General features: G+C 42.9%; 19 protein-coding genes, 1 tRNA gene and 1 riboswitch. Of the genes, 12 read left to right on the plus strand and 8 right to left on the minus strand.

Annotated features, from left to right (window positions below; genetic code table 11):
- Nucleotides 1-174: 174 nt before the first annotated feature.
- Nucleotides 175-1,545 (plus strand): MATE family efflux transporter, encoded by a 1,371-nt coding sequence (locus tag JEY82_RS01270; RefSeq protein ID WP_304081831.1) that lies wholly within the window; start codon nt 175-177, stop codon nt 1,543-1,545.
- Nucleotides 1,546-1,637: 92 nt separating this feature from the next.
- Here JEY82_RS01270 and cbiM read toward each other — a convergent pair whose 3' ends face one another.
- On the minus strand, nt 1,638-2,249 hold the full coding sequence (gene cbiM / locus JEY82_RS01275; protein WP_304081833.1) for a cobalt transporter CbiM: 612 nt from the start codon (nt 2,247-2,249) through the stop codon (nt 1,638-1,640).
- A gap of 290 nt (nt 2,250-2,539) precedes the next feature.
- On the opposite strand from cbiM, the gene JEY82_RS01280 reads away from it, so the two are divergent.
- The 6 genes from JEY82_RS01280 to JEY82_RS01305 all read left to right on the plus strand — a co-directional run bounded on the left by JEY82_RS01280 (nt 2,540) and on the right by JEY82_RS01305 (nt 9,194).
- Nucleotides 2,540-2,713: a hypothetical protein gene (locus JEY82_RS01280; protein ID WP_170830344.1), complete on the plus strand. Its 174-nt coding sequence runs from the start codon at nt 2,540-2,542 to the stop codon at nt 2,711-2,713.
- A 175-nt stretch (nt 2,714-2,888) separates the two neighbouring features.
- Nucleotides 2,889-3,074 carry a FeoB-associated Cys-rich membrane protein gene (locus tag JEY82_RS01285; protein WP_304081835.1) on the plus strand — a complete coding sequence of 62 codons (186 nt, stop codon included), beginning with the start codon at nt 2,889-2,891 and terminating at the stop codon, nt 3,072-3,074.
- Between the two features lie 759 nt (nt 3,075-3,833).
- Nucleotides 3,834-5,666 (plus strand): biotin/lipoyl-containing protein, encoded by a 1,833-nt coding sequence (locus tag JEY82_RS01290; RefSeq protein ID WP_304081836.1) that lies wholly within the window; start codon nt 3,834-3,836, stop codon nt 5,664-5,666.
- Nucleotides 5,667-5,696: 30 nt separating this feature from the next.
- On the plus strand, nt 5,697-5,960 hold the full coding sequence (locus JEY82_RS01295) for an OadG family protein (protein WP_304081838.1): 264 nt from the start codon (nt 5,697-5,699) through the stop codon (nt 5,958-5,960).
- 9 nt (nt 5,961-5,969) lie between these two features.
- On the plus strand, nt 5,970-7,097 hold the full coding sequence (locus JEY82_RS01300) for a sodium ion-translocating decarboxylase subunit beta (protein ID WP_304081840.1): 1,128 nt from the start codon (nt 5,970-5,972) through the stop codon (nt 7,095-7,097).
- A gap of 360 nt (nt 7,098-7,457) precedes the next feature.
- Nucleotides 7,458-9,194 carry a phosphoenolpyruvate carboxykinase (ATP) gene (locus JEY82_RS01305; RefSeq protein ID WP_304081842.1) on the plus strand — a complete coding sequence of 579 codons (1,737 nt, stop codon included), beginning with the start codon at nt 7,458-7,460 and terminating at the stop codon, nt 9,192-9,194.
- Nucleotides 9,195-9,310: 116 nt separating this feature from the next.
- On the opposite strand, the gene JEY82_RS01310 is transcribed toward JEY82_RS01305, so the two are convergent.
- The 3 genes from JEY82_RS01310 to JEY82_RS01320 all read right to left on the minus strand — a co-directional run bounded on the left by JEY82_RS01310 (nt 9,311) and on the right by JEY82_RS01320 (nt 12,941).
- The gene (locus tag JEY82_RS01310; RefSeq protein WP_304081844.1) at nt 9,311-11,173 is read right to left on the minus strand and encodes a methyl-accepting chemotaxis protein; all 1,863 of its coding nucleotides are present in this window, start codon (nt 11,171-11,173) and stop codon (nt 9,311-9,313) included.
- A gap of 326 nt (nt 11,174-11,499) precedes the next feature.
- Nucleotides 11,500-12,495, minus strand: a complete 996-nt coding sequence (locus tag JEY82_RS01315) for a glycosyltransferase (RefSeq protein ID WP_304081845.1) — start codon at nt 12,493-12,495, stop codon at nt 11,500-11,502.
- An 89-nt stretch (nt 12,496-12,584) separates the two neighbouring features.
- Nucleotides 12,585-12,941 carry a pilus assembly protein PilZ gene (locus JEY82_RS01320; protein WP_304081847.1) on the minus strand — a complete coding sequence of 119 codons (357 nt, stop codon included), beginning with the start codon at nt 12,939-12,941 and terminating at the stop codon, nt 12,585-12,587.
- Between the two features lie 211 nt (nt 12,942-13,152).
- Here JEY82_RS01320 and JEY82_RS01325 point away from each other — a divergent pair, with 211 nt between their 5' ends.
- From JEY82_RS01325 to JEY82_RS01335, 3 genes are all read left to right on the plus strand, one after another.
- A complete protein-coding gene (locus JEY82_RS01325) occupies nt 13,153-13,725 on the plus strand; it encodes a DUF4136 domain-containing protein (protein WP_304081849.1) in 573 nt (190 codons plus the stop codon).
- 171 nt (nt 13,726-13,896) lie between these two features.
- Nucleotides 13,897-14,094: riboswitch (cobalamin riboswitch) on the plus strand.
- A gap of 79 nt (nt 14,095-14,173) precedes the next feature.
- Nucleotides 14,174-16,447 (plus strand): 5-methyltetrahydropteroyltriglutamate--homocysteine S-methyltransferase, encoded by a 2,274-nt coding sequence (gene metE / locus JEY82_RS01330; RefSeq protein WP_304081850.1) that lies wholly within the window; start codon nt 14,174-14,176, stop codon nt 16,445-16,447.
- Nucleotides 16,448-16,519: 72 nt separating this feature from the next.
- A complete protein-coding gene (locus JEY82_RS01335; RefSeq protein ID WP_304081851.1) occupies nt 16,520-17,398 on the plus strand; it encodes a methylenetetrahydrofolate reductase in 879 nt (292 codons plus the stop codon).
- A 56-nt stretch (nt 17,399-17,454) separates the two neighbouring features.
- On the opposite strand, the gene JEY82_RS01340 is transcribed toward JEY82_RS01335, so the two are convergent.
- The 3 genes from JEY82_RS01340 to JEY82_RS01350 form a co-directional block, all read right to left on the minus strand.
- Nucleotides 17,455-18,144, minus strand: a complete 690-nt coding sequence (locus tag JEY82_RS01340; protein WP_304081853.1) for a hypothetical protein — start codon at nt 18,142-18,144, stop codon at nt 17,455-17,457.
- 102 nt (nt 18,145-18,246) lie between these two features.
- Complete coding sequence (locus tag JEY82_RS01345) at nt 18,247-19,131, minus strand: DMT family transporter (protein ID WP_304081854.1); 885 nt, start codon at nt 19,129-19,131, stop codon at nt 18,247-18,249.
- A 95-nt stretch (nt 19,132-19,226) separates the two neighbouring features.
- Nucleotides 19,227-19,313, minus strand: a tRNA-Leu gene (locus JEY82_RS01350).
- Between the two features lie 206 nt (nt 19,314-19,519).
- Here JEY82_RS01350 and JEY82_RS01355 point away from each other — a divergent pair.
- Nucleotides 19,520-20,560, plus strand: a complete 1,041-nt coding sequence (locus tag JEY82_RS01355) for a hypothetical protein (RefSeq protein WP_304081855.1) — start codon at nt 19,520-19,522, stop codon at nt 20,558-20,560.
- 2 nt (nt 20,561-20,562) lie between these two features.
- Entirely contained in the window at nt 20,563-23,025 is a 2,463-nt protein-coding gene (locus tag JEY82_RS01360) for a cytochrome ubiquinol oxidase subunit I (protein WP_304081856.1), read from the plus strand.
- Nucleotides 23,026-23,109: 84 nt separating this feature from the next.
- On the opposite strand, the gene JEY82_RS01365 is transcribed toward JEY82_RS01360, so the two are convergent.
- Nucleotides 23,110-24,684 (minus strand): DEAD/DEAH box helicase, encoded by a 1,575-nt coding sequence (locus JEY82_RS01365; RefSeq protein ID WP_304081857.1) that lies wholly within the window; start codon nt 24,682-24,684, stop codon nt 23,110-23,112.
- Nucleotides 24,685-25,250 lie beyond the last annotated feature (566 nt).

Raw genomic sequence — 25,250 nt, forward strand, 5'->3', positions numbered from 1 at the left:
ATTCCGGGGGCGGCTTTTTTTATGCCTGATGATAAAAGTTTAATTTTGATAAATCTGACCAGTATAAATTCTTTATTTTTTGCTAAAGGCCGTTTGTGAAAGTTCTGGTTGCGTGAACTTCCGGCAAGATCTAAGCGTATTGATACTAAATTGTTATTTACGGAGTAATGTTAAATGTCTTCTCTTTGGACCAGACCTTTCGGCTACCGGGATGTTTTAAAAATAAGCCTGCCTCTTGCTGTAAGTATGGCTTCGACCACTCTTATGCAGATCACTGACAGGATCTTTCTGGGAAGATATTCGGTTGAAGCTATTGCCGCCGCGCTTCCAGCTGGAATCCTTGCGTTTTTATTTATATCCTTTTTTATGGGCGTTGCCAGCTACATCAATGTTTTTATCGCTCAGTATACCGGTGCCGTAAGACCTGACAAAGTCGCAACGAGTCTCTGGCAGGGTATATATTTTTCACTTGGCGCTTGGGTTATTTTAATTCTGGTAGGTCATTTTTTGACCCCTTTGCTTGTTCTTGGCGGTCATCCACCGGATGTTACTGAACTTGAAACTCAGTATTTTAGAATTTTGATGTTTGGAGCCGGTTTGCCTGTGCTTGATACTGCTCTTTCAAGCTTTTATTCAGGTCGTGGTTTGACTCGAACCGTTATGCTCGTAAATATGACGGGTGCTTTGGTTAATATACCGCTCGACTATGCACTTATTAATGGTTTCTGGTTTTTCCCGGAAATGGGTATCCAAGGGGCCGGAATAGCTACCGTTGCAGCCGGGGCCGTAATTGTAGGACTTTATTGTCCACTTATCTTTAATAGTAAGAATGAAAAGCAATATGGAATTATAAGCAATTTCAAATTTGCACCAGATCTTTTCATCCGGTTTATCAAGTATGGCCTGTCAAATGGTACACAATTTTTTCTGGATATTTTTGCAGTAACTTTTTTTGTCTATATGGTGGGCAGGCTGGGAACAACTATCCTTGCAGCTAGTAATATAGCGCTTTCGATTGACGGGATTTCTTTTTTTCCGGCGTATGGGATTTCCGTCGGGGTAAGCACCTTAGTTGGTCAGGCAATCGGGCAGGGGCGTCCGGATTATGCTAAAAGGGCGACGGTCTGTGCGTTTCATATTACATGTGTCTGGATGCTCTTTATGGGGTTTATTTACGTCACGATTCCAGATGTATTGATAAGTATGTTTCGCCCGCATGATATAAGTGATGTTCAGTTTTTCGAAGTTCTCGAACATGGTAGAATATTCTTGCTGTTTATGGTCGTTTATATCTTTTTTGATGGACTTGCGCTCGTCTACTCCGGCGCGCTTAAGGGGGCGGGTGATGTTGTTTATGTTATGAAAGCTGTCGGGGTTTTCTGTGTAACGCTGATGGTTATTCCGTGTTATCTCGGCGTGGAAGTATTTAAGTTCGGCCCGAATTTTCTCTGGGCAATTTTTACAGCCTATGTGCTCGTGCTCAGTTTTGTTTTTTATTTCCGTTTCAAGGGTGGAAAGTGGGAAAGTATGAAAGTTATCGAATAGATGGAAATTGTTTTTATCTTGAAAGCAAGAAGGGCATAAGAGGAATTCCTCTTATGCCTTTTATTTTGTGAAATTTTGAAGCAGCTATTTTGTTAAGCTGATTCCTGAGTGACTACCAGCATTTCCGGGCGTACCTTATATAGAAAGCTGTAAGTGAACAGGCAGATAAAGCCTTCGATAATCATTATGGGAATATGTGAATATACGATTAGCTGAGCAACGCCGATAAAACTGTCATCGGTGAAGGATAGCGCGAAAGCAGTCAGTATAGCAGAAAGTCCAATTGAAAGAGCACCGCACATAAAGGCAGCGATACTCATGCTTTTGCCGCCTTTGTTGAGCAGGGAGCGAAATAAGTAGTGGCAGAGAACAGCCGGTAAAGCCATTGTGGCTGTGTTGACGCCGATTACGGTAAGTCCGCCGTACTGGAAAAGGATGGCCTGCAGAAGCAGTCCTGTAAATATAGCAGGAAAGGCTGCCCAGCCGAGTATAAGCCCCATAAGTCCACTGAGAATAAGGTGTGCGCTTGAAGGACCAACAGGAATATGAATAAGCGAGGCCACAAAGAAAACTGAAGAAAGGAGAGCTACTGTAATGAGGTTTTCCGAATCGAGCTTTTTAAGACCAATAGTTGTGCCGATGGCGGTCACAGTTATTCCTACAGCAAGGACGGGAAGGGATAGAACTCCTTCAGATATGTGCATGGCTCACGATCCTCTTTATTATTGGGCAAGAAATTTCGGGCTTATTTTATGTTTTTAGGTGCATGTGTGCATACTTTTTCTAGAAATATAGCACCACCGTGTGTGTGTCAAGAACTCAGCATAAACTTTGCTATTGAAATTTTAAGGTTGTTACTTTTTTGTGATCTATTTTTTTTATATGTTTTTTGATCACAGAATGATTTTTCCTAATTTTATCTGCTGCATGCAGTTTTTAGAAAATATTTAGATATTGGTGTATTTGTTGCAAAGCTAGGTGGAGGAGGAAAAATATGCACAAAATGCGATTGTCTGAAAAAGTCATTCCTGTTCTGTTTGATGTTGTTGTATATGGCGGATTTGCGGCGTTCTTGTTCGCAAGCTATATAACTTTTCGAACTCTTGTGGAAAGATTTCCTGAACCGGCTCACAAAATCATTGGTATGCTGCAAAATTTTCTCGCATGAGTGATTGAAGTGTATGCAAAAAAATCCTCCTCAGCCCCTTCGGTTGAGTGAGGATTTTTTTATATGGGTATTTAGAAGTATAATTTTTTTAGTTTTCGATTAGGATTGACTTAAGCTGTATAAATATTATTTATTATGTAAATGAAAATGAGTTTCTATATCAGCGGGAGATGTTATGCAGGATATATTAGTGTTTGTAGTTATAGCAGTAGCGGCTTTGTACTTGGGAATTAAATGGTTCAGGAAAGGGGGGGCGGGATGCGGCTGCGGGTGTGATTGCGGCGGTGCAAATAAAACTTCTAAGGGAGATTGTTCCGGTCCTGATGAATCTCAGATTGGAGATCTTAGAAAGAAGAAGTAAATATGGAGCGATAAGTTAACGACTTGTTGTCTATTTCATATTTTTTTAAAATTACAATTTTGATTGTTCACCCGCATTTAATAGAAAAGCCACTCTGTTTAGGGTGACTTTTCTATTAAATGAACTATTAGTGTAATGTTTTGTGTCGTAACGGAATTAAGCTTTAAAAAATAATTTTGAGCATAATGGATATTAAGACGCTCAATACGTCTTTTTGCAGATTAAAATTGATTAAAATTAATCAATGCGTAGTCATGTATAATTTAAGAGACAAAATTGTAAAAAAGCAACTTTTCTTGCGTAAATTTCTTCTTTATTGATTGGTAATCCTGTGCTTAATCTTACGATGTCAGTGTAAATTTAGCTTTTGATTGCGAAACGCGTAATTTATGATTATTTTGCATTATAATGACATAATTTTTTTATAACAAAGTTTTTTCCTATAAAATCAGATAGTTAGTTATCTAAATACCTTTTCCATTATTATTTATTGTTTGTTATAGAAGTTTCCTTTTCAGTTTGCTGTCCAAAACGGGCACTAATTTTTTTTATGCTGCGGTTTCTTGCTGAATTTGTAATTGAATTATGCTACTTGATGTTCACTTTCAGCTTGTCATAATGTCATGTGATATTCCTACATGGCGAATATGTTCTCATAAATAACTGGTTTCCTTTAGAAAGATATGTTTAACAAGAATGTTTAAACGTAGGCTGTCGAGTCTGCGGTGAATCACTCATTCACATACCAAGGGAGGGGAAGTGGCCAAGAAGAAAATTAGGTTCATGTGTACTGCCTTCCGTGACGGTTTTCAGTCCGTTTACGGTGCCCGAGTCAAAACCGATGATTTCCTGCCTGCAGTTGAAGCTGCAAGAGACGCAGGTATAAATTGGTTTGAAGCAGGCGGAGGAGCACGGTTCCAGGCTCTTTATTTTTATTCCAATGAAGATGCATTTGATATGATGGACAGATTCAGGGCGACTGCCGGACCTGACGCAGATTTACAAACTTTGGCTCGCGGAGTTAACGTTGTAGGTCTTGAATCTCAATCCAGTGATGTTATCAAGGCTCATGCTGATCTTTTTGCCAAACATGGTATTACCACCATCCGAAATTTTGACGCTCTTAATGATGTTAACAACCTGATCTATAGCGGGCAGTGCATTGCAAATGCCGGTCTGAAACATCAGGTAGTCGTTACAATGATGGAGCTGCCTCCCGGATGTTCGGGCGCCCATGATGCCGCATTCTACGAAAGTACTCTTCGTCAGATTTTGGATGCAGATATTCCTTTTGATTCAGTCTGTTTCAAAGATGCTTCCGGAACGTCTACCCCTGCTAAAGTTTTTGAGACCATCAAGCGCGCTCGCAAGATGCTTCCCGCAGATGTAATGCTCAATTTTCATACTCATGAAACAGCCGGAATCGGCGGTCTTTGTTATAAATCTGCTATTGAAGCAGGAGCTGATGCGATTGATTTGTCAATGGCTCCAGCATCCGGCGGAACCTGTCAGACTGATATCGTCACCATGTGGCATATCCTGCGCGGAACAGATTATACCCTCGATATAGATATAGATAAAATTATTGTTGCTGAAGATGTCTTCCGTGACTGCATGAAGGATTACTTCCTGCCGCCCGAAGCAACTCAGGTCGACCCTATGATTCCTTTCAGCCCGATGCCCGGTGGAGCGCTGACTGCGAATACTCAGATGCTCAGAGATAACGGTCTGATGGATCGCTACCCTGAAATCATCCGTGCCATGAGTGAAGTTGTCCGCAAAGGTGGATTCGGTACTTCCGTTACTCCTGTTTCCCAGTTCTACTTCCAGCAGGCGTTCAATAACGTCATGTTCGGACCATGGGAAAAATTTGCTGACGGTTACGGCAAAATGGTTTTGGGATACTTCGGTAAAACTCCGGTTGCTCCGGATGCTGAAATTGTTAAACGTGCATCCGAACAGATGGGACTTGAACCTACCACTAAAAGCCCTATTGAACTCAACGATGCTGATCCTGAAAAAGGACTTGCTCCTGCTCGCAAGCGTCTTGAAGAAGAAGGTCTTCCTGTTACTGACGAAAATGTTTTCATCGTTGCAACTTGTAAGGACAAAGGAATCACCTACCTTAAAGGTGATGCCCGCGTAGGTGTCCGTTATAAGAAAGATGTTGAAGCTGAACAGGTTGCTAAGCTTACCGGAAAAACTGCTTCTGCAAGTGGATCCGGTTCAGGAACTGTGGATGTTTCAGTTAATGGCTTGTCCTATACTGTTACTGTCGACGGCGACACAGCAACTCTGAATGGTAAATCTTTCAGGATCGGTTCCGGAGATGGAACTTCTGCCGCGGCAGCTTCCGGTGCTCCAGTCGGCGGCGTAACTGAACCTATTGCAGCCCCCATGCCCGGACTTATTGTCCGTCTGGCAGTTAATCCGGGTACTGTTGTTCAGGAAGGTCAGACTTTGCTGATTATGGAAGCTATGAAGATGGAAATGGAAGTTAAGGCTCACAGGCCCGGAACATTGGTCTCTTTCGCGGTTACCGCCGGTGATCAAGTTCAGCAGGGACAGCCTCTAGCTCAGATGACCATCTAGCCGGACACTTAAAGGCAAAAGGAGATCCCAATGCAAGAAATGGTGTTCAGTTGGCAGCATGTGGTAAATGGTGACGGAGTCGCTCTTTCCATAACTGGTATGAGTATTGTGTTTGTAGCTTTGATGCTGGTGAGTCTTTATATCGCTATGCTTCCAAGGCTGGCTGGATTCTTTAATAAGATTATTCCGCCTGCAGCTCATCACTGCGGGGTGGAGGCTCCACCTCCTTCGGGACCGGCTGAAGCTGAAATAGTCGCAGCTGCAGTTGCATATCTGCATAAAAATAAGAGCTAGACGGACGTCATGGATATACTTCTTCATTTTCTAAGTACAACGGGCTTTGCGGAAATGACTCCGGGCAATTTCATAATGATTGTCATCGGGATTGTTTTCATCGCCCTTGCAATTATAAAGGACTATGAGCCACTTTTGCTCCTTCCTATCGGATTCGGAGCAATTATAGGTAATATCCCGTCTATCGCGGGTATGCCTCTCAGCGTTTATGACGAAGGGAGTGTGCTCTCTTATCTATACTTCGGGGTCAGCAAAGGTGTTTTTCCTCCGCTGATATTTCTTGGAATCGGAGCTATGACCGACTTTTCGTGCATGCTCTCCAACCCAAAGTTAATCCTTCTAGGTGCGGCGGCTCAGATGGGTATATTTATTACCCTTGTCGGAGCGCTATACCTAGGCTTCAGTCCGGCTGAAGCTGGTGCTATCGGAATTATCGGCGGGGCTGACGGTCCTACTGCGATATTCCTTGCGTCCAAGCTGGCGCCGCATCTGCTGGGAGCTATCGCCATTGCGGCTTATTCGTACATGGCACTTGTTCCCGTTATTCAGCCTCCGATTATGAAACTGCTTACAACTAAAAAAGAACGTTTGATCCGTATGTCTTCTCCAAGACAGGTTACTACACGCGAGAAAATTCTTTTTCCTGTCGGAGCATTTATCATCACGGCGTTAATCGCGCCCGGTTCGATTGCTTTAGTAGGGATGCTTTTCTTCGGTAACCTTTTGAAGGAATCCGGCGTAACTGAACGTCTGGCTGAAACAGCACGTACTTCGCTCATCGACTCTGTTACTATCCTTTTGGGTGTATCAGTCGGAGCTTCAACTCAGGCTCAGACTTTTCTGACTCCTGACAGCTTGCTGATTTTCGGTCTTGGTGCAGCTTCCTTCTGCGTAGCTACTGCCAGTGGATTACTCTTTGCTAAGCTTATGAATCTTTTCCTTAAAGATAAGATCAACCCTCTGGTCGGAGCTGCCGGTGTATCGGCTGTTCCTGACTCTGCGCGAGTTGTGCAGATGGTTGCCCGCAAAGATGATCCGCACAACTTCCTGCTGATGCATGCCATGGCTCCGAATGTAGCTGGTGTACTCGGTTCTGCGGTTGCGGCAGGTGTTCTCTGGTCTGTACTCGGATTATAGGGAAAAGATCATGAAAGTCGTTACAAATCGAGCGAGAATTAAAAAGCTTAAGCGAGTTTTAAAAAGTAATAAACTCGGCCTGACGACAACCATGCCGGTGAAAAAAGTAAACTTTGTTCATTAATGAAAAAAAAGCGCACTCTCGAAATGAGAATGCGCTTTTTTTTTCGTATTAAATCAAATTATACTGTTTTATTGAAGTATTTGGGTGACCACTCTTAAGTACATTCGTTAGGTTTGTTCAGTTCTTCACAATATTTTGGGAGAGGGCTGTTAAGTAGAGTGGATTTTTCTGGGGAATAGGGTTAGGGCGGTTCTTAACATTTAGTCAGTCTTATATTTTCATTGGAGGAGTAAACAGTGGCTAGTCAATCTACCTATGAGTTCTATAAAAGTGATCTTTCTAAAATACCGCCTTTACGGGCTATTGCGGAAACTCTCATTAATGATAAAAGAGTAAGAAAAATAAATGCTGCCGATGCATACGCACTTGCTAAGACGCAGTGGGATGTCATGGATACTGATCAGGAGATCTATCCTAAGGCTGCAAAACGGTTAGGTCTGCCGGAAGGCGCCACTGTTTTAAACAACTGTCATGGTAAGATCGTAGGTCGTACAGGTCAGGCACGCAGATTCTATAATAATCTGAATGGACCGGATCAGCGTAAAGTGCTTGGCGACCTTAGAGAAGCTATCTCTGACATGCAGCAGCGTCCTTTGATCAAAGCTGAAGCTATTATCGGTCTTGATAAAGATCTCATGATCAGGGCTACCATCGTTGGCGGCGAAGATGATGCTGCAAATATTTTTAATTGGCTCGTCAACTTTACTCCTTATGAAGAGTTGGCAGCAGAGTATGAAAAAAGCGCGAAACTGCCCATTCAGGATATCATCATTATCGGTGATAATCTTTGGCGCAACGAAGATTCTTTTTATCATAATCAGGGATTCCCTCAGCTCGCACTTGTCGATGAAGAATGCAATGTCATCTACAATTTCGGCATGCGCTACTTCGGTGAACGCAAAAAAGGAACTTTGACTCTTGCATGGACTTCCGGCATTCGCGTAGGCATGGCAGCATGTCATGGTGGAATCAAGGAATTTGATTTCTCCGGCTGTGCTGATGAAAATGCAAAGAAAATTGGACAGCGCTCCATCGCTTTCTTCGGACTTTCCGGAACAGGAAAGTCTTCTCATACAAATTCCCACGATAACGGCGGCACTCTTCCTGAAGGATTTTCCAAGAAAGTTCTGCACGATGATGCTTTTCAGATTGATACGGCTAACCGTGTTTGCCGGGTATGGGAACCTACTTTATTTGATAAGACAGATTCAAGGCCGGTTGGTCATCCCGACTGGGAATATATGGTTTCAGTGATGAACCATGCAACTCTTGAAGTTGACGGAAAAGTTCTGCCTGTCGGGCAGGATCTCCGTAACCCGAACGGGCGCGCTTTGATTGATCGTGATGTTTTGGGTGAATATGTCAATCGTTGTAAATTCCCTGAAGTTTTGTGCTGGCTTATGAAGGACACATGTCTGCCTCCGGTTATTCGTTTCACAGATACATATCTCGCAGTTGCAATGGGCGCAGCCCTTATGACAAAGCGTAATCTTGCTGAAAACGTTTCCGAAGAAGAACTTAAGAAGCTTGTTTTTGTTCCTTATGCCAACCCGTTCAGGGTCTATGAGCTTTGGAAAGATGTTGAAGCTTTTGCAGGTGTTTTTGACTGCGGCGCAACCGGATACAGCTTTAACTCAATAGGTTTCTGGAATTCTTCCGATTCCGATCTGCATGCGATTCCATTACAGACATCATTGACTTTGCAGTCTTCAATTCTTCTGGATAAACTGGAATGGGAAGACTGGGATCTTCTGCCCGGTGCACAGCTGCCGAAGCGTAATTGTATGGAAAGAATTCTTCCCGGATTTTATGATACATATAATCCTAAGAATGCTGAAAATAATGATGATTATATTCAGACTCTCAAAGATAGATTTGCTCAGCGCAGACACTTCCTTGAGCAGACTGCTGATCTTAACTGTAAGCCTGAAATTCTTGCAAAACTTACCAAGGTTCTCAGAATAAAAGATTAATCGTAAGTCTCGCTTTGAAGTGCTTGCTGGAATAGTTAATAGTAAAGCCCCGATGAAAATTTCATCGGGGCTTTTTTAGTTTGGTCAGGTCGAAGATTTGAAGATTAGCAAAAAGGCTAGAAGCGCTTGAAATCTGAATTCGAATTCTTTTCAGTTTCTAACTCGAGAGAAAGGGCAGGTGAAACCGATCCTGTGTTTTCTGACAGCTGAAAAAAACCGACTGCGTTTGTTAAACTTTCAGCCTGTATCAGTAGTTCTTCTGAGGATGCGCTTACTTCCTCTGATGTAGATGCGCTATTTTGGACAGCGACATCGAATTGCTGAAGGGCGCTATTGATTTGTTCAGCTCCTGAATTCTGTTCAGCACTTGAAGCCGTAATTTCTTGAACCAGTTCTGCTGTTTTCTGAATGTCCGGCACAATTGCTTTAAGCATGTTACCCGCAGTTTCAGCTATTTCAACACTGGAAGTGGATAGTTCACCTATTTCTCCAGCAGCCTGACCGCTTCTTTCAGCTAATTTGCGAACTTCCGCAGCAACGACTGCAAACCCTTTGCCATGCTCTCCGGCTCGCGCTGCTTCAATAGCCGCATTCAAAGCTAACAGGTTAGTTTGTCGTGCAATTTCTTCTACAACGGAAATTCGTGTAGCTATTTTATGCATTGCCTCAACAGTCTGGATGACAGCTTCTCCACTTTTGGCAGCTTCCAATGCGGCTTTACGAGACATTTCGTCCGTCTTTTTTGCATTCTCTGCGTTATGAGCAATTCCGGATACCATTTCTTCCATGGATGCAGATATTTCTTCCATAGAAGAAGCTTGTTCCGATGCATCTTGAGACATGATTTGTGAAGTAGAACTTAATTCATTACTGCCGGATTCCACGTATGACGAGGCCATCTGAACTTCACGAACAACATCTGAAATTCGTTTAACCATGTCATTAGTAGCCGATGAAAGTTCAGCTATTTCATCCTGCCCTTTAACTTCAGCACTAATGGAAAGATCACCTCCGGCAATCTTTTTGAAGAGTGCAAGCAAATTTGAAAGTGGGTATATAATGATTCTGTCAGTCACTAATATGATGATTATGGACAGGACTAATATGGATCCAAGTCCGAGCCATAATAGAGTCCATGCCATGGTTGTGCTGGCCTGAAAAATGTCATTATGAGTTACAGTTGCGATTATATACCAGCCGGTTTTTGAATCTTTCTGCCAACTCATACGTTTTTCAATTCCTTCATAAGAATAGTCAATTGAACCCGTTGTATTCGCTAGTATCTCTTTACCCCAGCTGAAATCTTTTATGCTAGATTTCATAAGTGTTTTGGTATTTGGATGGCCTATTATAAGGCCGTCGGAGTTTGTTAAAAACAGGTAACCCTGTTCTCCTATTCTGGCCCCTTTCAGATATTGATTGTTGTAAACTGAAATTTTGAGAGTCATACCGATAATTCCGATTAATTTACCTGAATTCATAACGGGGAAGGTCAGCAGACATATTGGGCTTTTGTTCTCGCCTTCATATGCATCTCCCATGAAAATTTTATTTTGTCCGGCTTTATCAATGTTCATGCGGCCATTATGGATTGAGTTTATATTAGAGCCAACTAATGTACTTTGCCCTCCATCAGCTTTAATTGTTCCGTCAGGGGTCATAAGGAATACGTTTTCGTAGAAAGGGGACTCTTTTAAGTAATGATGTAGAGATGTGGTTACATCTTCGAAGTTGTCTGTAGTCAAAGCAGCATCAATTTCAGGGAGTGTCTTTAAAATTTTACCGTCTCTAATCCTGTCATTGTACCAGAAATCTAGAGTTGATGCCGCTTTATCACGTGTGTTTATCATAGCTGCGGTAAGTTCTTTTTCAAGACTCCCTGCCCCGGAGGAGTAAGCCACCCACGATAATATCCCGATTGTCAGAGCTACCATCGGGATAATGGTAAAAATAAATTTTGCTTTTAAGTTAAGTCTCATACTCTTACTTCCTTATCAGTTGGGATGGTTAGTGAAGGCTTATTAACTTGTATGATCACTGTTGAAACGAGTTTGTCCACTGTAAAAGATATTGCAAATTACACCAATCCTTTTAACTTGGGCACGCTCTACTGTTACTTAAATTATATTGACCTGTAACATATATCTTATAATTGTCGCGGGTCAAAAATAATTCTTTAGTTATTTGTATTATTGCTATTTCATGAATAGATTAGTGAGTGATTGCTGATTTAGTCACATTCAAAATAAATAAATATTTAATATTTAAATTGTAATTAATTCAGGAGAGTGAAGTAAAAGAGGTGTTAGTTTTTAGCTGCTTGCAGGTATACTTGTTTAAGGAGTGGATCGGAAATGGCTTCAGCCCAGTGCAGGTAAATACTTTTCATGAAATTTTTTCTAATTACGGGATTTGCCGCTAATCGAGTGGACACTGCTTTATTTACATCCATGCCTGATATTACAGCTTGAAGGGTTTCAGCTCTGTGAATAATGCGGTGGGATGATTCAATAAGTTCATTCCCCTGTCTGGCTATTTTCTCACGCAATTCTTTATTTGCCAATAATTGCTCGAGTTTGGATACAAGGTCTGCCGCATTGCCCGCTTCATATGTAATAAGGTGAACTCCGTCTGTAAATATATCGTTTAGACCATGTTCAATATAGGGGGTAAGCAGGCAGGAGCCACACGCCAGAGCTTCAAATACTCTGAAATTGAGATCTCCGCGCTCGGCAATGTTCAGTACCACTCTGGCTTTGGGGAAGAGTTTGCGATACTCGCCCTGCGTAATGTGAAGTCCGGGAACAAGTTTTGCCACTTCATCCAGAAATTTCATGCGTTCAGGAGTCAAGTCCGGGTCTACTTTACCTACAAAAAGCAAATCCCATTCTTTCTCCATTGTGAGCGGAACATCATTATCCATCACAACCGGGGGAAACCATAAAAGACGGGAGTCGGGCAGGCGGGGTGTGAATCTATTCAGGTGATCTTTCAAGCTGACAAGGCAGATATCAAACCCTTGTGCGTAAAGCGGGTACCAGCTGTGAATATGGGTATCTATGCAGTAGAATATTGTCAGGCATGGGAAAGATTCAACTCCGGCTAAAGGCGGAGCTATGCTTCGGTCTGCGTAAACCACCATGTCTGGGATGCATCCAGATTTTTCGACAATGTCTTTCCATGTAAAGACCTGCTGGCCGCGGATTGGGATGTGGATTGTTTTATAACCCAGCTGATCCATTCCCGTGCGGAAAAATGTGTTGCCGATCCATGCGATTATTTTGGTGTTTTCTTTGATCACAAGTGGGAACGTATCAATTTATGGGAGTATGATAAAGCAGGTACTTTCGTTTTTTTTAAAATTTGATAATTGAGAGAATTGAAAAGGGTTTAGTGACTTATCATCATTTTGCGAAGAGCCGGCTCGTCAAAATCTAACTCAGGCGTAAAACGCAGTCCGACAAGAGATTCTTCTTTCCAAACCGCGACAGCCTTTTGACTGCTCAGGAATCCTATACGGTCATTGAATATGCACCCACGGATAAAAACTTCAGTATTCAAGTCCAACTTGGTGAGGTCTTCCTCTGAGTTAAGTTTGAGCTTCATGCCGCATGGTGAAATGTTTAAAATAGTGATGTCCAGATCAGAGCTGCATGATGATGTTGCAATATCACATTGCCTGAAAAACCCATCAATATTATTAAGGTCTATTCGAGTTGAGTCGCGTCTTTCATTAAAATTATTCATTTTTATTCTCCTCCCTGATTCCAAATCTATTGTAATTAATGTTTGAAGTGTATTATTTTTAAATTTCATATGGTAAAGCTCTTTCAATCCTTGGCTAAAGGAGATAAAGCAGGTAAGTAGTCATAATACAGTTAACATTGCGTGTGTTTATAATGCAGCTAAGCCGAGATTGCAAGGTTGCTTAATTTTTATTTTTCTCTAGGAGTCCGGGGTGCAGAAGTTATTGGCGGTTTTTATTTTGATTGGGATGATGCTTTCAGGTTGCGTCTATGTTGATATGAATGTGGATAATAGGCCTGAACCGGGTTTTGATATGAGTACAGTTCACACGTTTGCGTATAAAAAATCCAATGATTCCAAAGGTGATCTTGAGGCTGTATTGCTTAAAGCCGCACGGTTCGAGTTAGAAGCAAAGGGATTTGTTTATGATGTGAATTCTCCTGATTTTCTTGTGATTGTTAATTTTAGTTCCAAAGCTGTGATGGAGAGAGGAGTTACATATAAACGTGACTCATATAACTACGATTACCTAAGCAATTCATACACTGACATAGGTGTTGTTAAGGCAAGTGACGCTGATAGAAATGATAATATTGTGCGATTATATATGGTTACTCCCGAAAATGAAGGTCTGAAAACTTTCCTTTGGCGCGGTAGCGCAGCCAGTCAGGGACAGGAAGGGGTGGATGTCTTCGGTAAGTGTCTTGTTAAAGGGGCTTTGATGAAGTTTCCTGTGGCAAGCGGGTCTTTTCGTGAGAAGCTTCGCTTCGGCACATGTGAATAGAGTTTAATTTATTATTATTGGTTTTATAGCCCTTGAAGCAATGCTTCGAGGGTTTTTTTATGCGCTGTTTATGATCGTTTGTTATGAATTTTCAGCAAAAAGTTTAAAATCCAGCTTGACTTAATTGGAAAGTGTGGGCACTTTTTTATTTCTATATAACAATATATTTATATAGTGAATTAAGGATGTAGATTCTGAGGGAAACGGAAGGCGGTGAAATTCCGCCGCAGACGCGCTGCTGTAACCGGAATGGGTAGTTGAAAAGTATTTGTCATGTGGTGTTGGTTCACTGGGAAACCGGGAAGGCCCGACACCGTGCGTCATTTAAGTCCGGAAGCCAGAAGACGTCCCGCAGAGAAGCACACTGAATCTCGCGAGTAAGATTCACAATAGAGAAGTCCTTCTTCTCACCGCCATTCGGCGGAGCACTATCAAACAGGAGATAAAAATGCTGACGCACACTTTAGGATATCCCAGAATGGGGAGTAACAGAGAGCTGAAAAGGAAACTCGAATCATATTGGAAAGGCGAGGTGTTGGAAGATGATCTTGCATCCACAGCCCGCTCACTTAGGAAGCTGCATTGGGAGAATCAATCACAGGCAGGAGTGGAACTTCTTCCGGTAGGTGATTTTTCTTACTATGATCATATGCTTGATAATGCGGTAAGATTCGGCGTTATTCCTGATAGATATAATGTTAAGGACGGGAAAGCCGGGTTGGATGATTATTTCACAATGGCGCGCGGAAAGGCTGGAGAAAATGGAACTCCTGCGATGGAAATGACTAAGTGGTTTGATACAAACTATCATTATATAGTGCCGGAGTTCAAAGAAGATCAGGAATTTTTGATCGCTGATGAATCTCTTTTGGAACAGGTTAAAGAAGCAACAGCAATCGGATACAAAGTTAAAGTTGTTTTGCCCGGTCCGTTGACTTTTCTGCTTTTAGGAAAATGTTCTGGAAAAGAGTTTGACCGTTTGAGCCTGCTTGAAAGATTGATCCCGGCATATTCCGAGTTGATCGAACGTCTTTCCGGTTCTTGCTCATGGATTCAGTTTGATGAGCCTGTACTTGCTCTTGATCTCGACGAAGAGGTGCTGGCCTTGTTTGCACCGATATACAGAACTTTTAGGGAAGCCGCATCTTATACAAAAATTATGGTGGCAACCTACTTTTGTGGTTTGGGTGAAAATCTTGAAGCCGCAGCTAAGCTTCCGGTTGACGCGTTGCATGTAGACCTTGTTCGCGGCGGGCAGGATCTTGATGCGCTTTTAGCCAGTCTGGGCAGTAAGGTTTCTCTTTCTCTCGGAGTTGTCGACGGTAGAAATATCTGGTGTGCTGATCTTGATAAAGCTGTTTCGATAGTACGAAAGGCTGTGCAGTCTTTAGGTTCTGAGCGGGTTCTTGTTGCTCCATCATGTTCACTTCTACATGTTCCCTTTGACCTCGACCTTGAAACAAATCTTGATTCTGAAATAAAATCATGGATGGCTTATGCCCGTCAGAAGTGCTCTGAAATTAAACTTATTACCGACGCAGTCAGCGGGGTTGATGTTGCAGATAAATTGGCTCTTAACCGCAAAATTATTGAATCCCGTAAAAGTAGTTCCAGAGTAAATAAACCGGCAGTTGCAAAAAGAATTGCTGATTTAAAGGAAGCGGATTTCAAGCGAATCTCAGCTTACAAAAGGCGTGCCGAGATTCATCGCAATGAACTTAATTTCCCTCTTTTACCGACAACAACAATTGGATCATTTCCGCAAACTTCTGAGGTTCGTTCTGTCAGAAAGAAGTTTAAAATTGGGCAGATTAGTAAAGATGAGTATGAAAAATTTATGCAGGATTATATAGCCGATTGCATCCGCCGCCAGGAGGAAATCGGGCTTGATCTTTTTGTTCACGGTGAACCTGAGCGTAATGATATGGTGGAATATTTCGGTGAACATTTTGAAGGATATTGTTTCACCTCAAACGGATGGGTTCAGAGCTATGGATCAAGGTGTGTAAAACCACCTGTTATTTATGGTGATGTTTCACGCCCCGAAGCAATTACCGTTGACTGGATTAATTACGCCAGAAGTATTTCTAAAAAAGAAGTTAAAGGAATGTTGACCGGACCGGTAACCATTCTTTGCTGGAGCTTTGTCCGTGATGATCAGCCGCGCAGTGAGACTTGCAGACAGATTGCCCTTGCCGTTCGTGATGAGGTTTCCGATCTGGAGAAAAGCGGAGTTAAAGTTATTCAGATTGATGAACCGGCTCTTCGTGAAGGTTTGCCGCTCCGTAAAGCTGAGCAGGCAGAATATTTGAAATGGGCTCAGGAATGTTTTCGTCTGTCAGCTTCTTGCGTGGAGGATAAAACTCAAATTCATACGCACATGTGTTATTGCGAATTCGATGAAATAATTGAGGCTATCGCCGCGCTCGATGCCGATGTCATCAGCATTGAAGCCAGCCGCAGTCGCATGGAGCTTCTCGGGAATTTTAAAGACTTTAGTTATCCTAATGAAGTCGGTCCGGGTGTTTATGATATTCATAGCCCGGCGATTCCTTCGGAACATGAAATGACTCTTTTGCTGGAAAAAGCTCTGGAAGTAATTCCTGCCGAGAGGCTTTGGGTAAATCCTGATTGCGGTCTTAAAACTCGTAGATGGGAAGAAGTTGAGCCTTCTCTTATTAATATGGTTCAGGCTGCTAAAAGAGTGCGTCAGAAAATTTAGTAAAGTAATGTCTCCCCGGATTGGATCTATCTTTTATGATCCGGGGAGTTTTTAATTATAGGAGATAATACAATGAATGTGGCAAGCAGCATAAAAGAGTCCAAACAGTTTTTTTCTTTTGAATTTTTTCCTCCCAAAGAGAAAAAAGCATGGGATAACTTTACTGAAAAAGCGGAAAGACTGGCTGATTTGAAACCTCTTTTTGCATCGGTCACTTATGGAGCTGGGGGGTCAAGTCATGATAATTCCCTTGATGTTTGCGGAGTCATTAAAAAAGAAATGGGAGTCGACATTCTTGCTCATTTAACTTGTGTGGGAGCAAGTGAAACGTCAATTGATGACTTTGTCGGCAGGCTTAACGATGCGGGAGTTTCAGATATTCTGGCACTGGGCGGAGACGGTCGAAAGGATGATGTGAACAATGAAAGCCGATTTTTTCATGCCGCAGATCTCGTCGAATATGTTGATGATAAATTTTCAGATGTGGGAATAGCGGTTGCCGGTTATCCGGGCGGGCATCCTGATTCGTCAACTATTGCGCAGGATATAAGATATCATTGTGATAAACTTTCCAGAGGGTCGGATTTTACTATTACTCAACTGTTTTTTGATAATCGCCAATACTTTGATTATGTTAGCAGACTTGAAATTTCGGGGTTTGAGCAACCGGTGATACCCGGAGTTTTACCTATTCAGTCATTAGGGTCATTGCGGAGAATTATGGGGCTTTGCGGGGCATCTATTCCGGGAGATTTATATTGCGGGGTTGAAAAAGCATTTGAGGCCGGCGGGGATGAGGCTGTAATGGAGTTCGGATTTAATTTTGCTCAGCAACAAATAGCAGGTCTTCTCGACGGCGGCGCTCCCGGTGTTCACATTTATACACTTAATCGAGCTTCTATGTGTGAGCGTTTGATCGGAAGTTTAAAATCTGATGGTTATTTTATTTAAATTATAAATTATATCCCCGCCTACCGGGTCTTACGGTAAACGGGGACGATTTTTATTTAGAGAAAACCTTTAAGCACATTTGCAAGATTTGCGGCTGTTTTAACCTGTTCAGGGCCGTTATCAATTATGAAGGGCAGAATTTTATCAGAATAGTCTCCAAGACTGGAAAGCATTGAGCTGCTTAAATTCTTTGAAGACGGAGCTGCCATGAATTGTTTGATCTCTGTATAAAGAGTTTTTGCTTCGGCTACAGATTGTTTGCCGGAACTGTAAGCTCCGGAAGCATCTGTGTAGATAGACTTAGCTTTATCAAGGCTTGCGGGGTTGGTAAGAAGTTGTTTCAGCCTACCGGTCAGGTCCAGGCCGTCCATTTCAGATTCCAGACTTTGAGAATACGAGGTCATTTCCATTAGTTTAGTAAGGCCTGTTGCTGAGTCAAAGGAGCTTATCTGCTCAACAGCTCCTGCGTGCTGAGTTGGATTGATGAGACTCATGGTTGCAGTCTGCGCGCTTATGAGACTTTCAGTCGAGTCTGAAAATCCTGAATATACATTTTTAGCGCGATCTAGCAGGCTTGCACCATCGGCAGCGGCTTTGGCTGAATCAGTAGCTGTCTTAGCGGTTTCAGCTGTGGATGAAAGATCATTCATGCTGAAGGCCTTTGCGGTTGAGATCTGAATAAGTAAGAAAGATAAGGCTATGAAAGATATAGATAAGGTCTTTGATGCGGAAAAATAATTTTTCATAATAAATGCTCCTTTTTTTGTAGACTGTAATTATACTTAAAAGAGATAATTTTTGCCATGTTTTTTCATACCTACACGATAGAAAACCTCATCTTCATGATTTTATTTTCGTCTAAGCATATATACACCAGCAAAAATTAATGCCGTTGCGAAGTAATCCACTAATTCAATTGGTTCTCCGACGATAGCTGATCCAATCACAAGAGCGACAAGGGGAGGGATGTAACTAACAGAAGATGCTGTGACAGCTCCCATCTTGGAAGCGATGTAATAGTAAATTATGTAAGCTAAGCCCGTGCCGAGAAGGCCCAGTCCTACTATTAATCCAATTGATGCATTGTAGCTGGTCCATATGGCTGACATTCCGTCATAGCTGGTTGTAAGTGACAGCAGGATCATAGCGAAGCCAAGTTGATAAGTTGTAATGGCTGATGCAGGAATGTTCAGTGGTGTTATGAATTTTCTTGCGTAAACGAATGAAGATCCGACACTTAATGAGCCTGCGACCATGTACAGGATTCCCTCAAAATTGGAAGACAGCAAACTGTCGCCGGAAGGGCGGGCGATGATGACAACACCTATAAAACCTATGGCGATGCCGACAATTTTCATTAGCGATGGTTTTTCTTCCGGAATGAAAAGAACTGCAAGTACGAAAGTGAAAAGGGGAATAGATCCACTAATTGCACCAGCCACGCCGGTAAGTAGTAAGGATGTTCCTTTGACAAAACAATAATAGTTTAGGGATGTTGCAAGCAAACCCATTACAAAAAAATGAACAGAATATTTCAGGTGGTCTATGCATAGTGATTTTTTGACAAGAGCGAAAATTAGAACAGGAAAAAAGCCGAAAAGAGCTCTGAAGAATACCACTTGAGCGGGACTGATCAGTTCGGAAGCAAGCTTCATGCATATGAAATTAGTCCCCCATATTACGCCGAGCAGTACAAATGCTATAATGGGAAGATGCTTAGAATTGCTTGTCATTGACTACCTATATTAAAATTATGACTGATGATCATGGTGGGATTTGAAAATAAAAAAGGGTTGTAGCTAGCTGCTACAACCCTTAATTTTTTGAGTGGTGCCGAAGAGAAGACTCGAACTTCCACGGAGTAACCCCCACTAGACCCTGAACCTAGCGTGTCTACCAATTCCACCACTTCGGCACTCAGAAGCACTGTATATATTGATTAAAGATCTCTTTGGCAAGCGTTTTTTAGAGGTAACCCGTTTGAGAGAATAGAAAATATATTGCCCAGTATAAAACTTGGACAGTATGTGTCATTGTGAACTCAATTAAAATTCTAATTGTTTGTAGCGAATAGTCTTGTTATACCTCTATAAATCAGGAAAATATTCAGGGGGAATATCTATGATCCCATCTTCACTTATTCCGGCGATAAACACTTTCGCAGTGGCTCCTATCTGGCTGGAAACTCTTTTGGTAACAACTTTTGCGATACACCTTTTACTCATGAATATTGCACTTGGCGGGACAGTTATTGTTGCTTGCCATAGCGTAGGTGGTGGAAGTAAAATTTCGCGCGATCTTTCCGGTAAACTGCCGACTATCCTTGCTTTAGTAATTAATGCAGGAGTGCCGCCGCTTTTGTTTGTAAAAGCGATTTATGCTCAGTTTAATTACACTTCATCGGTGCTGATGGCGGTATACTGGCTTGCGGCAGTTGTTGCTCTGCTCGTTGGATATTATGGTCTCTATTGGCATTACTACCGCTACGAAAGTATGAAAGACGGCGGGCGCAAGGGTTTAATCTTCATGGTGCTGTGCATACTTTTATATGTAGGGTTCATGCTTTCTAATAATATGACGCTTATGCTCAGACCTGATCACTGGCTAGCGTACTTTGATAATCCTAACGGGTTGGTGCTCAATCTTAATGATACGGCATTGCTACCGCGGTATCTGCATTTTATGGTTTCCGCGCTGGCTGTCGGCGGTCTGTTTGTGGCGATTCTGGGTAAGAGGAAATCTGATCAGGATTACATTGCAACTGGTTTTAAATGGTTCGTGTGGGCTACCGTTGTTAATATCGGCGTAGGATTATGGTTCCTGATGGTGCTTCCCAGAGAAATTATGCTGATTTTTATGGGAAAGGATATGCTTGCAACTTCGTTGCTCGGAATAGGGCTGGTGGGAACTGTTATCTTAATTTATGCCGGAATGAAGCAAAAAGTGGTGCTGACATCTGTTCTTACCGTGATTATGGTCTATGTTATGGTACTTATGAGGCATTTGCTGAGAGATGCGTATCTTGCTCCATATTTTAAAGTCGAAGATATTCCGGTCACAGGTCAATACTCTCCTTTATATTTATTTCTTATATCGCTGGTCATTGGTGTAATCTCGATAATCTACATGCTTAAGCTTATGTGCAAGTCGGGGAGGAGTTAATTATGGAATATCCAATTTGGCACCTCACCACTTTCGGCGGCGGCTTCTGGATTGCTTTTATCGCAACCATCCATGTTTTTGTGGCTCAGTTTGCTGTAGGCGGAGGTTTGTTTCTGGTTTTAAGTGAGCAGATGGCTTACCGCACCGGCTCGGATGAACTGCTCGACTATGTAAAAAAACATTCAAAGTTTTTCCTGCTCCTGACCATGGTATTCGGGGGCGTCAGCGGTGTTGCCCTCTGGTTCAGTATGGCTCTTTTAAGTCCGCAGGGAGCGCTTCTCCTTGTTCGCGAATTTTTATTTGCATGGGCAACGGAGTGGGTTTGGTTTGTGGGCGAAATTGTGGCCCTGCTGATTTATTTTTATTCATGGGACAAAATGAGCCGCTCTGATCATATAAAGATAGGCTGGTTCTATTTTATTTTTGCGTGGCTTTCACTTTTTACTATCAACGGTGTGGTCGGCTTTATGCTCACTCCCGGAGAATGGCTGCAAACCCACGATTTCTGGGATGGAATATTCAACCCTACTTTTTGGCCGCAATTGGCTTTCCGTTCTTTTCTATCGGTTATGCTGGCTGGACTTTTCGGTTTTGTAACCGCGGCGTGGCTTAAAGATCCGGTCATTCGTTGTAAGATGGTTCGTCTTTGCAGCATCTGGACTTTGCTCGGGCTTATTCTCTTATTGCCGTGCGGGTATTGGTATATGATGGCTTTGCCACCTGAACAGGCCGAGATGATTTTAAATAAATCTCATCGAGTTGCATATTTCTTGAAGATGTATCAGGTCACCGCTCCGATTATTCTTGTGGGTGGACTGATCATGGCAATCTGTATGCCTCGCAAAATAAAGTTCCCGTCAGCTTTGATTTTACTTTTGATCGCACTGGTTTTTTACGGCTCATTTGAATTTATCCGCGAAGCCGGAAGAAAGCCTTATGTGTTGTGGGGAGTTGTATATTCCAACTCGGTTATGGTTGATAAAGCCGCTGAGATGGAAGGCAAATCCCTCTTGCAGGAAGCTAAATGGGTGCCGGATAATTTAAGAAAAATTACTGATGAGAATAAACTTAAGGCCGGAGCATGGCTGTATCAGATGGAATGTGTCTCGTGTCATGCCATTAACGGACCTATGAATGATATTGTGCCTAGAACTGTTAAGTACAGCGCTGCCGGACTGGATGCGTTTATTTCAGGAATGGGTAAGCTCAGTAAATATATGTCTCCTTTCTTAGGTGACGAAACCGAGCGAATGGCTCTTGCCGAATACATCGATAGCCTCAGTCCGCAGGTTAAAACCGTGCTTGCAGAGGTGAAAGAAACAAAGGTTGAACCTGCTCCGTTCGTAGCGGATCAGGAGTATGTTTTAATGGCATGGTCTCTGGAAGGATTGCGTCTGATTGTAGAAAGTGAAGGGCGGGTTTCGGTTTCCGAAAGTGGAAGCAAGGTACGCGCACAATTGCTTCTGCGTGGCGATCCTCCTGAAGTTGTAACCGATGATGTGAAGATAATCTGTGAGCTTAAAAATGTTCATCAGCCTTATAAAATGAAGGCTAAAGACGGATTCTTTGAGTCTCCTCCAATAAATGTGCTTCCATATTCGGATGACGGATATCAGCCGTTGCCGCTGGTGGAAGTCAGCGCGGTTGATGATGCCGGAGAGATACTTGCAACTACAACGATTGTTCTTCCGGTTTCAACACGGGCTAGTTGCAATAATTGTCATGGCGGAGACTGGGCTGTTAAAGGTCAGGGGGGGCTTGCCGCGCAAACTGCGGATGATTTCCTGAAAATTCATGACCGTGATAATTATACTGATTTTACCGCTCGAGTTAAGTTGGGCGATACGATTGACTGCTTAAGCTGTCACGACGGCGACACTCAGCTTGATTTGTCGACCGCACTGCACGGTTTCCACGCAGTTTACCTTTCCGGTAAAGAGAATGAAGCCTGCACCATGTGTCATTCGCAGGAGAGTTTGCGTGGATTGCATCGTACAGTGGGGATGGAATGTGTGAATTGTCATGGCGTGATGGAAAATCATGCTCTGGCATTGCTTAAGGCGGAAGAAGATAAACTCGTTGCAAAAGATTTAATTGGTCTGCTGATGCCTGTTGATATGGAGATGGAAGAGATTAATCCGCGCATGCCTTGGACGCAGGAGCCGGACTGTCTCACCTGTCATGTGGACTTTGCCGGGCCTGACACTGATTCTGCTTTCAACGTCTGGAACGAGGATAAGTCTGAATTGTTCCGTAATCGCAAGGATGAAATGGACGCGGTTATGTGCGCAGCGTGTCACAATGCACCGCATGCCGTCTTCCCTGCTGTTGATGAACGCGACAATCTGCGCGCGCTTCAGTATATGGGGGAAGCAAAGCCGATAGGCTCAGGCAGAACCTGCACCGTCTGCCATGAAAATGATATGGACTATGCTGCACATCATCCCGGAATGGGGCTTGAATAGCAAAATCATATTCATAATAAATTAGGCAAAAAAAAGCCCGTCCAAGTAACCTTGGACGGGCTTTTTTAAATGTCTGAATATTTACTAAGCACGTCTCAAAAGAGGCTTGCCGTTGTTTGAAGATTTGTTAACTGAGCTCATTACTCGATCAGAGTCATCACCGGGAACGGAGAAAGTGGACTGCTGACCGTTAATCTTAACATGCTGAATGCGGACAGGATTGATTTTGGATCTGAGGCAGATCATATCAACCAGTTTGCGAGGAGTCATGCCGTGGGCGCGACCAACACAAGCTGTGAATCTAACTCTACCGCGAGCGCTGCCGCTAGCGCCATTGCGTCCGCCTTCGTCAATTCTGCGGTAAGTTTTTTTGTCCAGAACGTTACCCTGTGAATGTTTGAGAAGCGCTGCGATTATTTCGACAGCTTCGCTTGATTCGAGCAGTTCACTTGCAAGCGGCAGGTAGGACAAGTGCTTGCCGTTGGTGACGATGTCGTGGAGCTCAGCACCCATGTGTGCTTTTTTTGCTTCGATGACCTGGTCAATAGTAGGCAGAGCTTTCTTTTCTATTTTTGCGCCGGTAACTTTGGAGATATATCTGAGTTTGCCGAATTCATGCGGGTTGATCAAAGTAACAGCGATACCGCTTTTACCTGCACGGCCGGTGCGGCCGATACGATGAACGTAACTCTGCGGGTCCTGTGGAAGAGCAAAGTTGACAACATGAGTCAGGTCAGGAACGTCAATGCCTCGTGCTGCAACGTCAGTGGCAACAAGAATTTTACATTTACGGTTTCTGAATTTACGGAGAATTTCTTCACGGCGAGACTGTGAAAGGTCACCATGAATTGGTTCAGCTGGATATTTTCTTTCATTGAGAGCAGCAGCTACGCGGTCAGCGTCTGCACGTGTTCTACAAAAAACCAGTCCGAAAAAGTCGTTCTGGGAATCGATAACACGGCAAAGAGCTTCCAGACGGTCGCGTTCAGGCATTTCGTGGTAAACCTGTTCGGTGAGAGGAATCTCATTTTTTTCAGGTTTAACAGAAACGACATCATAATCACCCATGAATTTACGGGCAATACGCATAACAGCCTGAGGCATGGTTGCGGAGAAAAGCAGTGTGCGGTGTTTGCCACTGGCGTTTTCCATGATTTCGCTTACGTCTTCAAGAAAGCCCATGTTACACATTTCATCTGCTTCATCCAAAACAAAGAAGGAAATGTCTGCAAGTTTTAAAGTTTTTCTTTTGATGTGATCGAGAACACGTCCGGGAGTACCGACAACTATGTCAGCGCCGCTCTTGAGAGCTCTAAGCTGAGGAAGCATAGCCTGTCCGCCGTAAACAGTCGCAATGCGAACTCTTCTATTTCCGCGGAATGAGCTGATTTCGTCAGCAACCTGCATAGCAAGTTCACGTGTAGGAGTCAGGACGATTGCTTGAACATGTCCAGCGCCTTCACGAACGTTTTCAAGGATAGGCAGACCGAATGCAGCGGTTTTACCTGTTCCGGTCTGAGCCTGACCAACGATATCTTTTTCACCGGAAAGGAGCATAGGAATTGTCTGTGCTTGAATAGGAGTTGGTTCGGTGAAACCTTTTTTTGAAAGTGCGTCGATAATTGCGTCTGAAAGGCCGAGATTTCTAAATTTTTCCATATTGTTTATTTTCTTTTATGTATGTTGAAGTGGTTGATTATATAAGTTGAGTAATGAAAACAGGGCAATAAACATCATAAAGGGGCCATTTAATAAATAGTCCCATGTTTAATTCCCGTTATTCAGCTAATCCGGATTTTTTATAAACCATCAGTCGGTTATCTAAAACTTTTGCATAAGCAAAAATAATAAAAACACGATCAACTCTTCGTGATCGAAGGTTCCGGGTCGGCGGAAATTGCGGGGTGCAAACAAAAGAAAAGCCCACCCCAAGAAAATATGGGGAAGTCTTTCTACCGTAATTAATGTCCGGTAATTGAGGGGACCGTCCGGTTATCGCGATCTACAAACAGCAAGCGGGTAGCAAGCCAGTCAAAGGCAGATCGTACTTATCCTTAGAACAGCCAAGCGGGGTGCTTAGCGTTATGGTCCCTGTAATTTAAAAGGAGTTCTAAGGTCTATCGTCTATTAGGTAGGACGGAGTACGAAACAGGTACACTGCCCTTGCATGATTCGATTCTGAAAAACACAGAATCAACACAACCGGATTTGGACGGACGATGACC

It is taken from the genome of Maridesulfovibrio ferrireducens, assembly GCF_016342405.1.
Lineage (GTDB): Bacteria > Desulfobacterota > Desulfovibrionia > Desulfovibrionales > Desulfovibrionaceae > Maridesulfovibrio > Maridesulfovibrio ferrireducens_A.

Bases quoted from the DNA above. Each gene is read 5' to 3' on its own strand.
- JEY82_RS01280 (WP_170830344.1), top strand. From the start codon at position 2,540: ATGCACAAAATGCGATTGTCTGAAAAAGTCATTCCTGTTCTGTTTGAT.
- JEY82_RS01270 (WP_304081831.1), top strand. From the start codon at position 175: ATGTCTTCTCTTTGGACCAGACCTTTCGGCTACCGGGATGTTTTAAAA.
- metE (WP_304081850.1), top strand. From the start codon at position 14,174: ATGCTGACGCACACTTTAGGATATCCCAGAATGGGGAGTAACAGAGAG.
- JEY82_RS01335 (WP_304081851.1), top strand. From the start codon at position 16,520: ATGAATGTGGCAAGCAGCATAAAAGAGTCCAAACAGTTTTTTTCTTTT.
- JEY82_RS01360 (WP_304081856.1), top strand. From the start codon at position 20,563: ATGGAATATCCAATTTGGCACCTCACCACTTTCGGCGGCGGCTTCTGG.
- JEY82_RS01320 (WP_304081847.1), bottom strand. From the start codon at position 12,941: ATGAATAATTTTAATGAAAGACGCGACTCAACTCGAATAGACCTTAAT.
- JEY82_RS01365 (WP_304081857.1), bottom strand. From the start codon at position 24,684: ATGGAAAAATTTAGAAATCTCGGCCTTTCAGACGCAATTATCGACGCA.
- JEY82_RS01345 (WP_304081854.1), bottom strand. From the start codon at position 19,131: ATGACAAGCAATTCTAAGCATCTTCCCATTATAGCATTTGTACTGCTC.
- JEY82_RS01310 (WP_304081844.1), bottom strand. From the start codon at position 11,173: ATGAGACTTAACTTAAAAGCAAAATTTATTTTTACCATTATCCCGATG.
- JEY82_RS01300 (WP_304081840.1), top strand. From the start codon at position 5,970: ATGGATATACTTCTTCATTTTCTAAGTACAACGGGCTTTGCGGAAATG.
- JEY82_RS01340 (WP_304081853.1), bottom strand. From the start codon at position 18,144: ATGAAAAATTATTTTTCCGCATCAAAGACCTTATCTATATCTTTCATA.
- cbiM (WP_304081833.1), bottom strand. From the start codon at position 2,249: ATGCACATATCTGAAGGAGTTCTATCCCTTCCCGTCCTTGCTGTAGGA.
- JEY82_RS01295 (WP_304081838.1), top strand. From the start codon at position 5,697: ATGCAAGAAATGGTGTTCAGTTGGCAGCATGTGGTAAATGGTGACGGA.
- JEY82_RS01355 (WP_304081855.1), top strand. From the start codon at position 19,520: ATGATCCCATCTTCACTTATTCCGGCGATAAACACTTTCGCAGTGGCT.
- JEY82_RS01285 (WP_304081835.1), top strand. From the start codon at position 2,889: ATGCAGGATATATTAGTGTTTGTAGTTATAGCAGTAGCGGCTTTGTAC.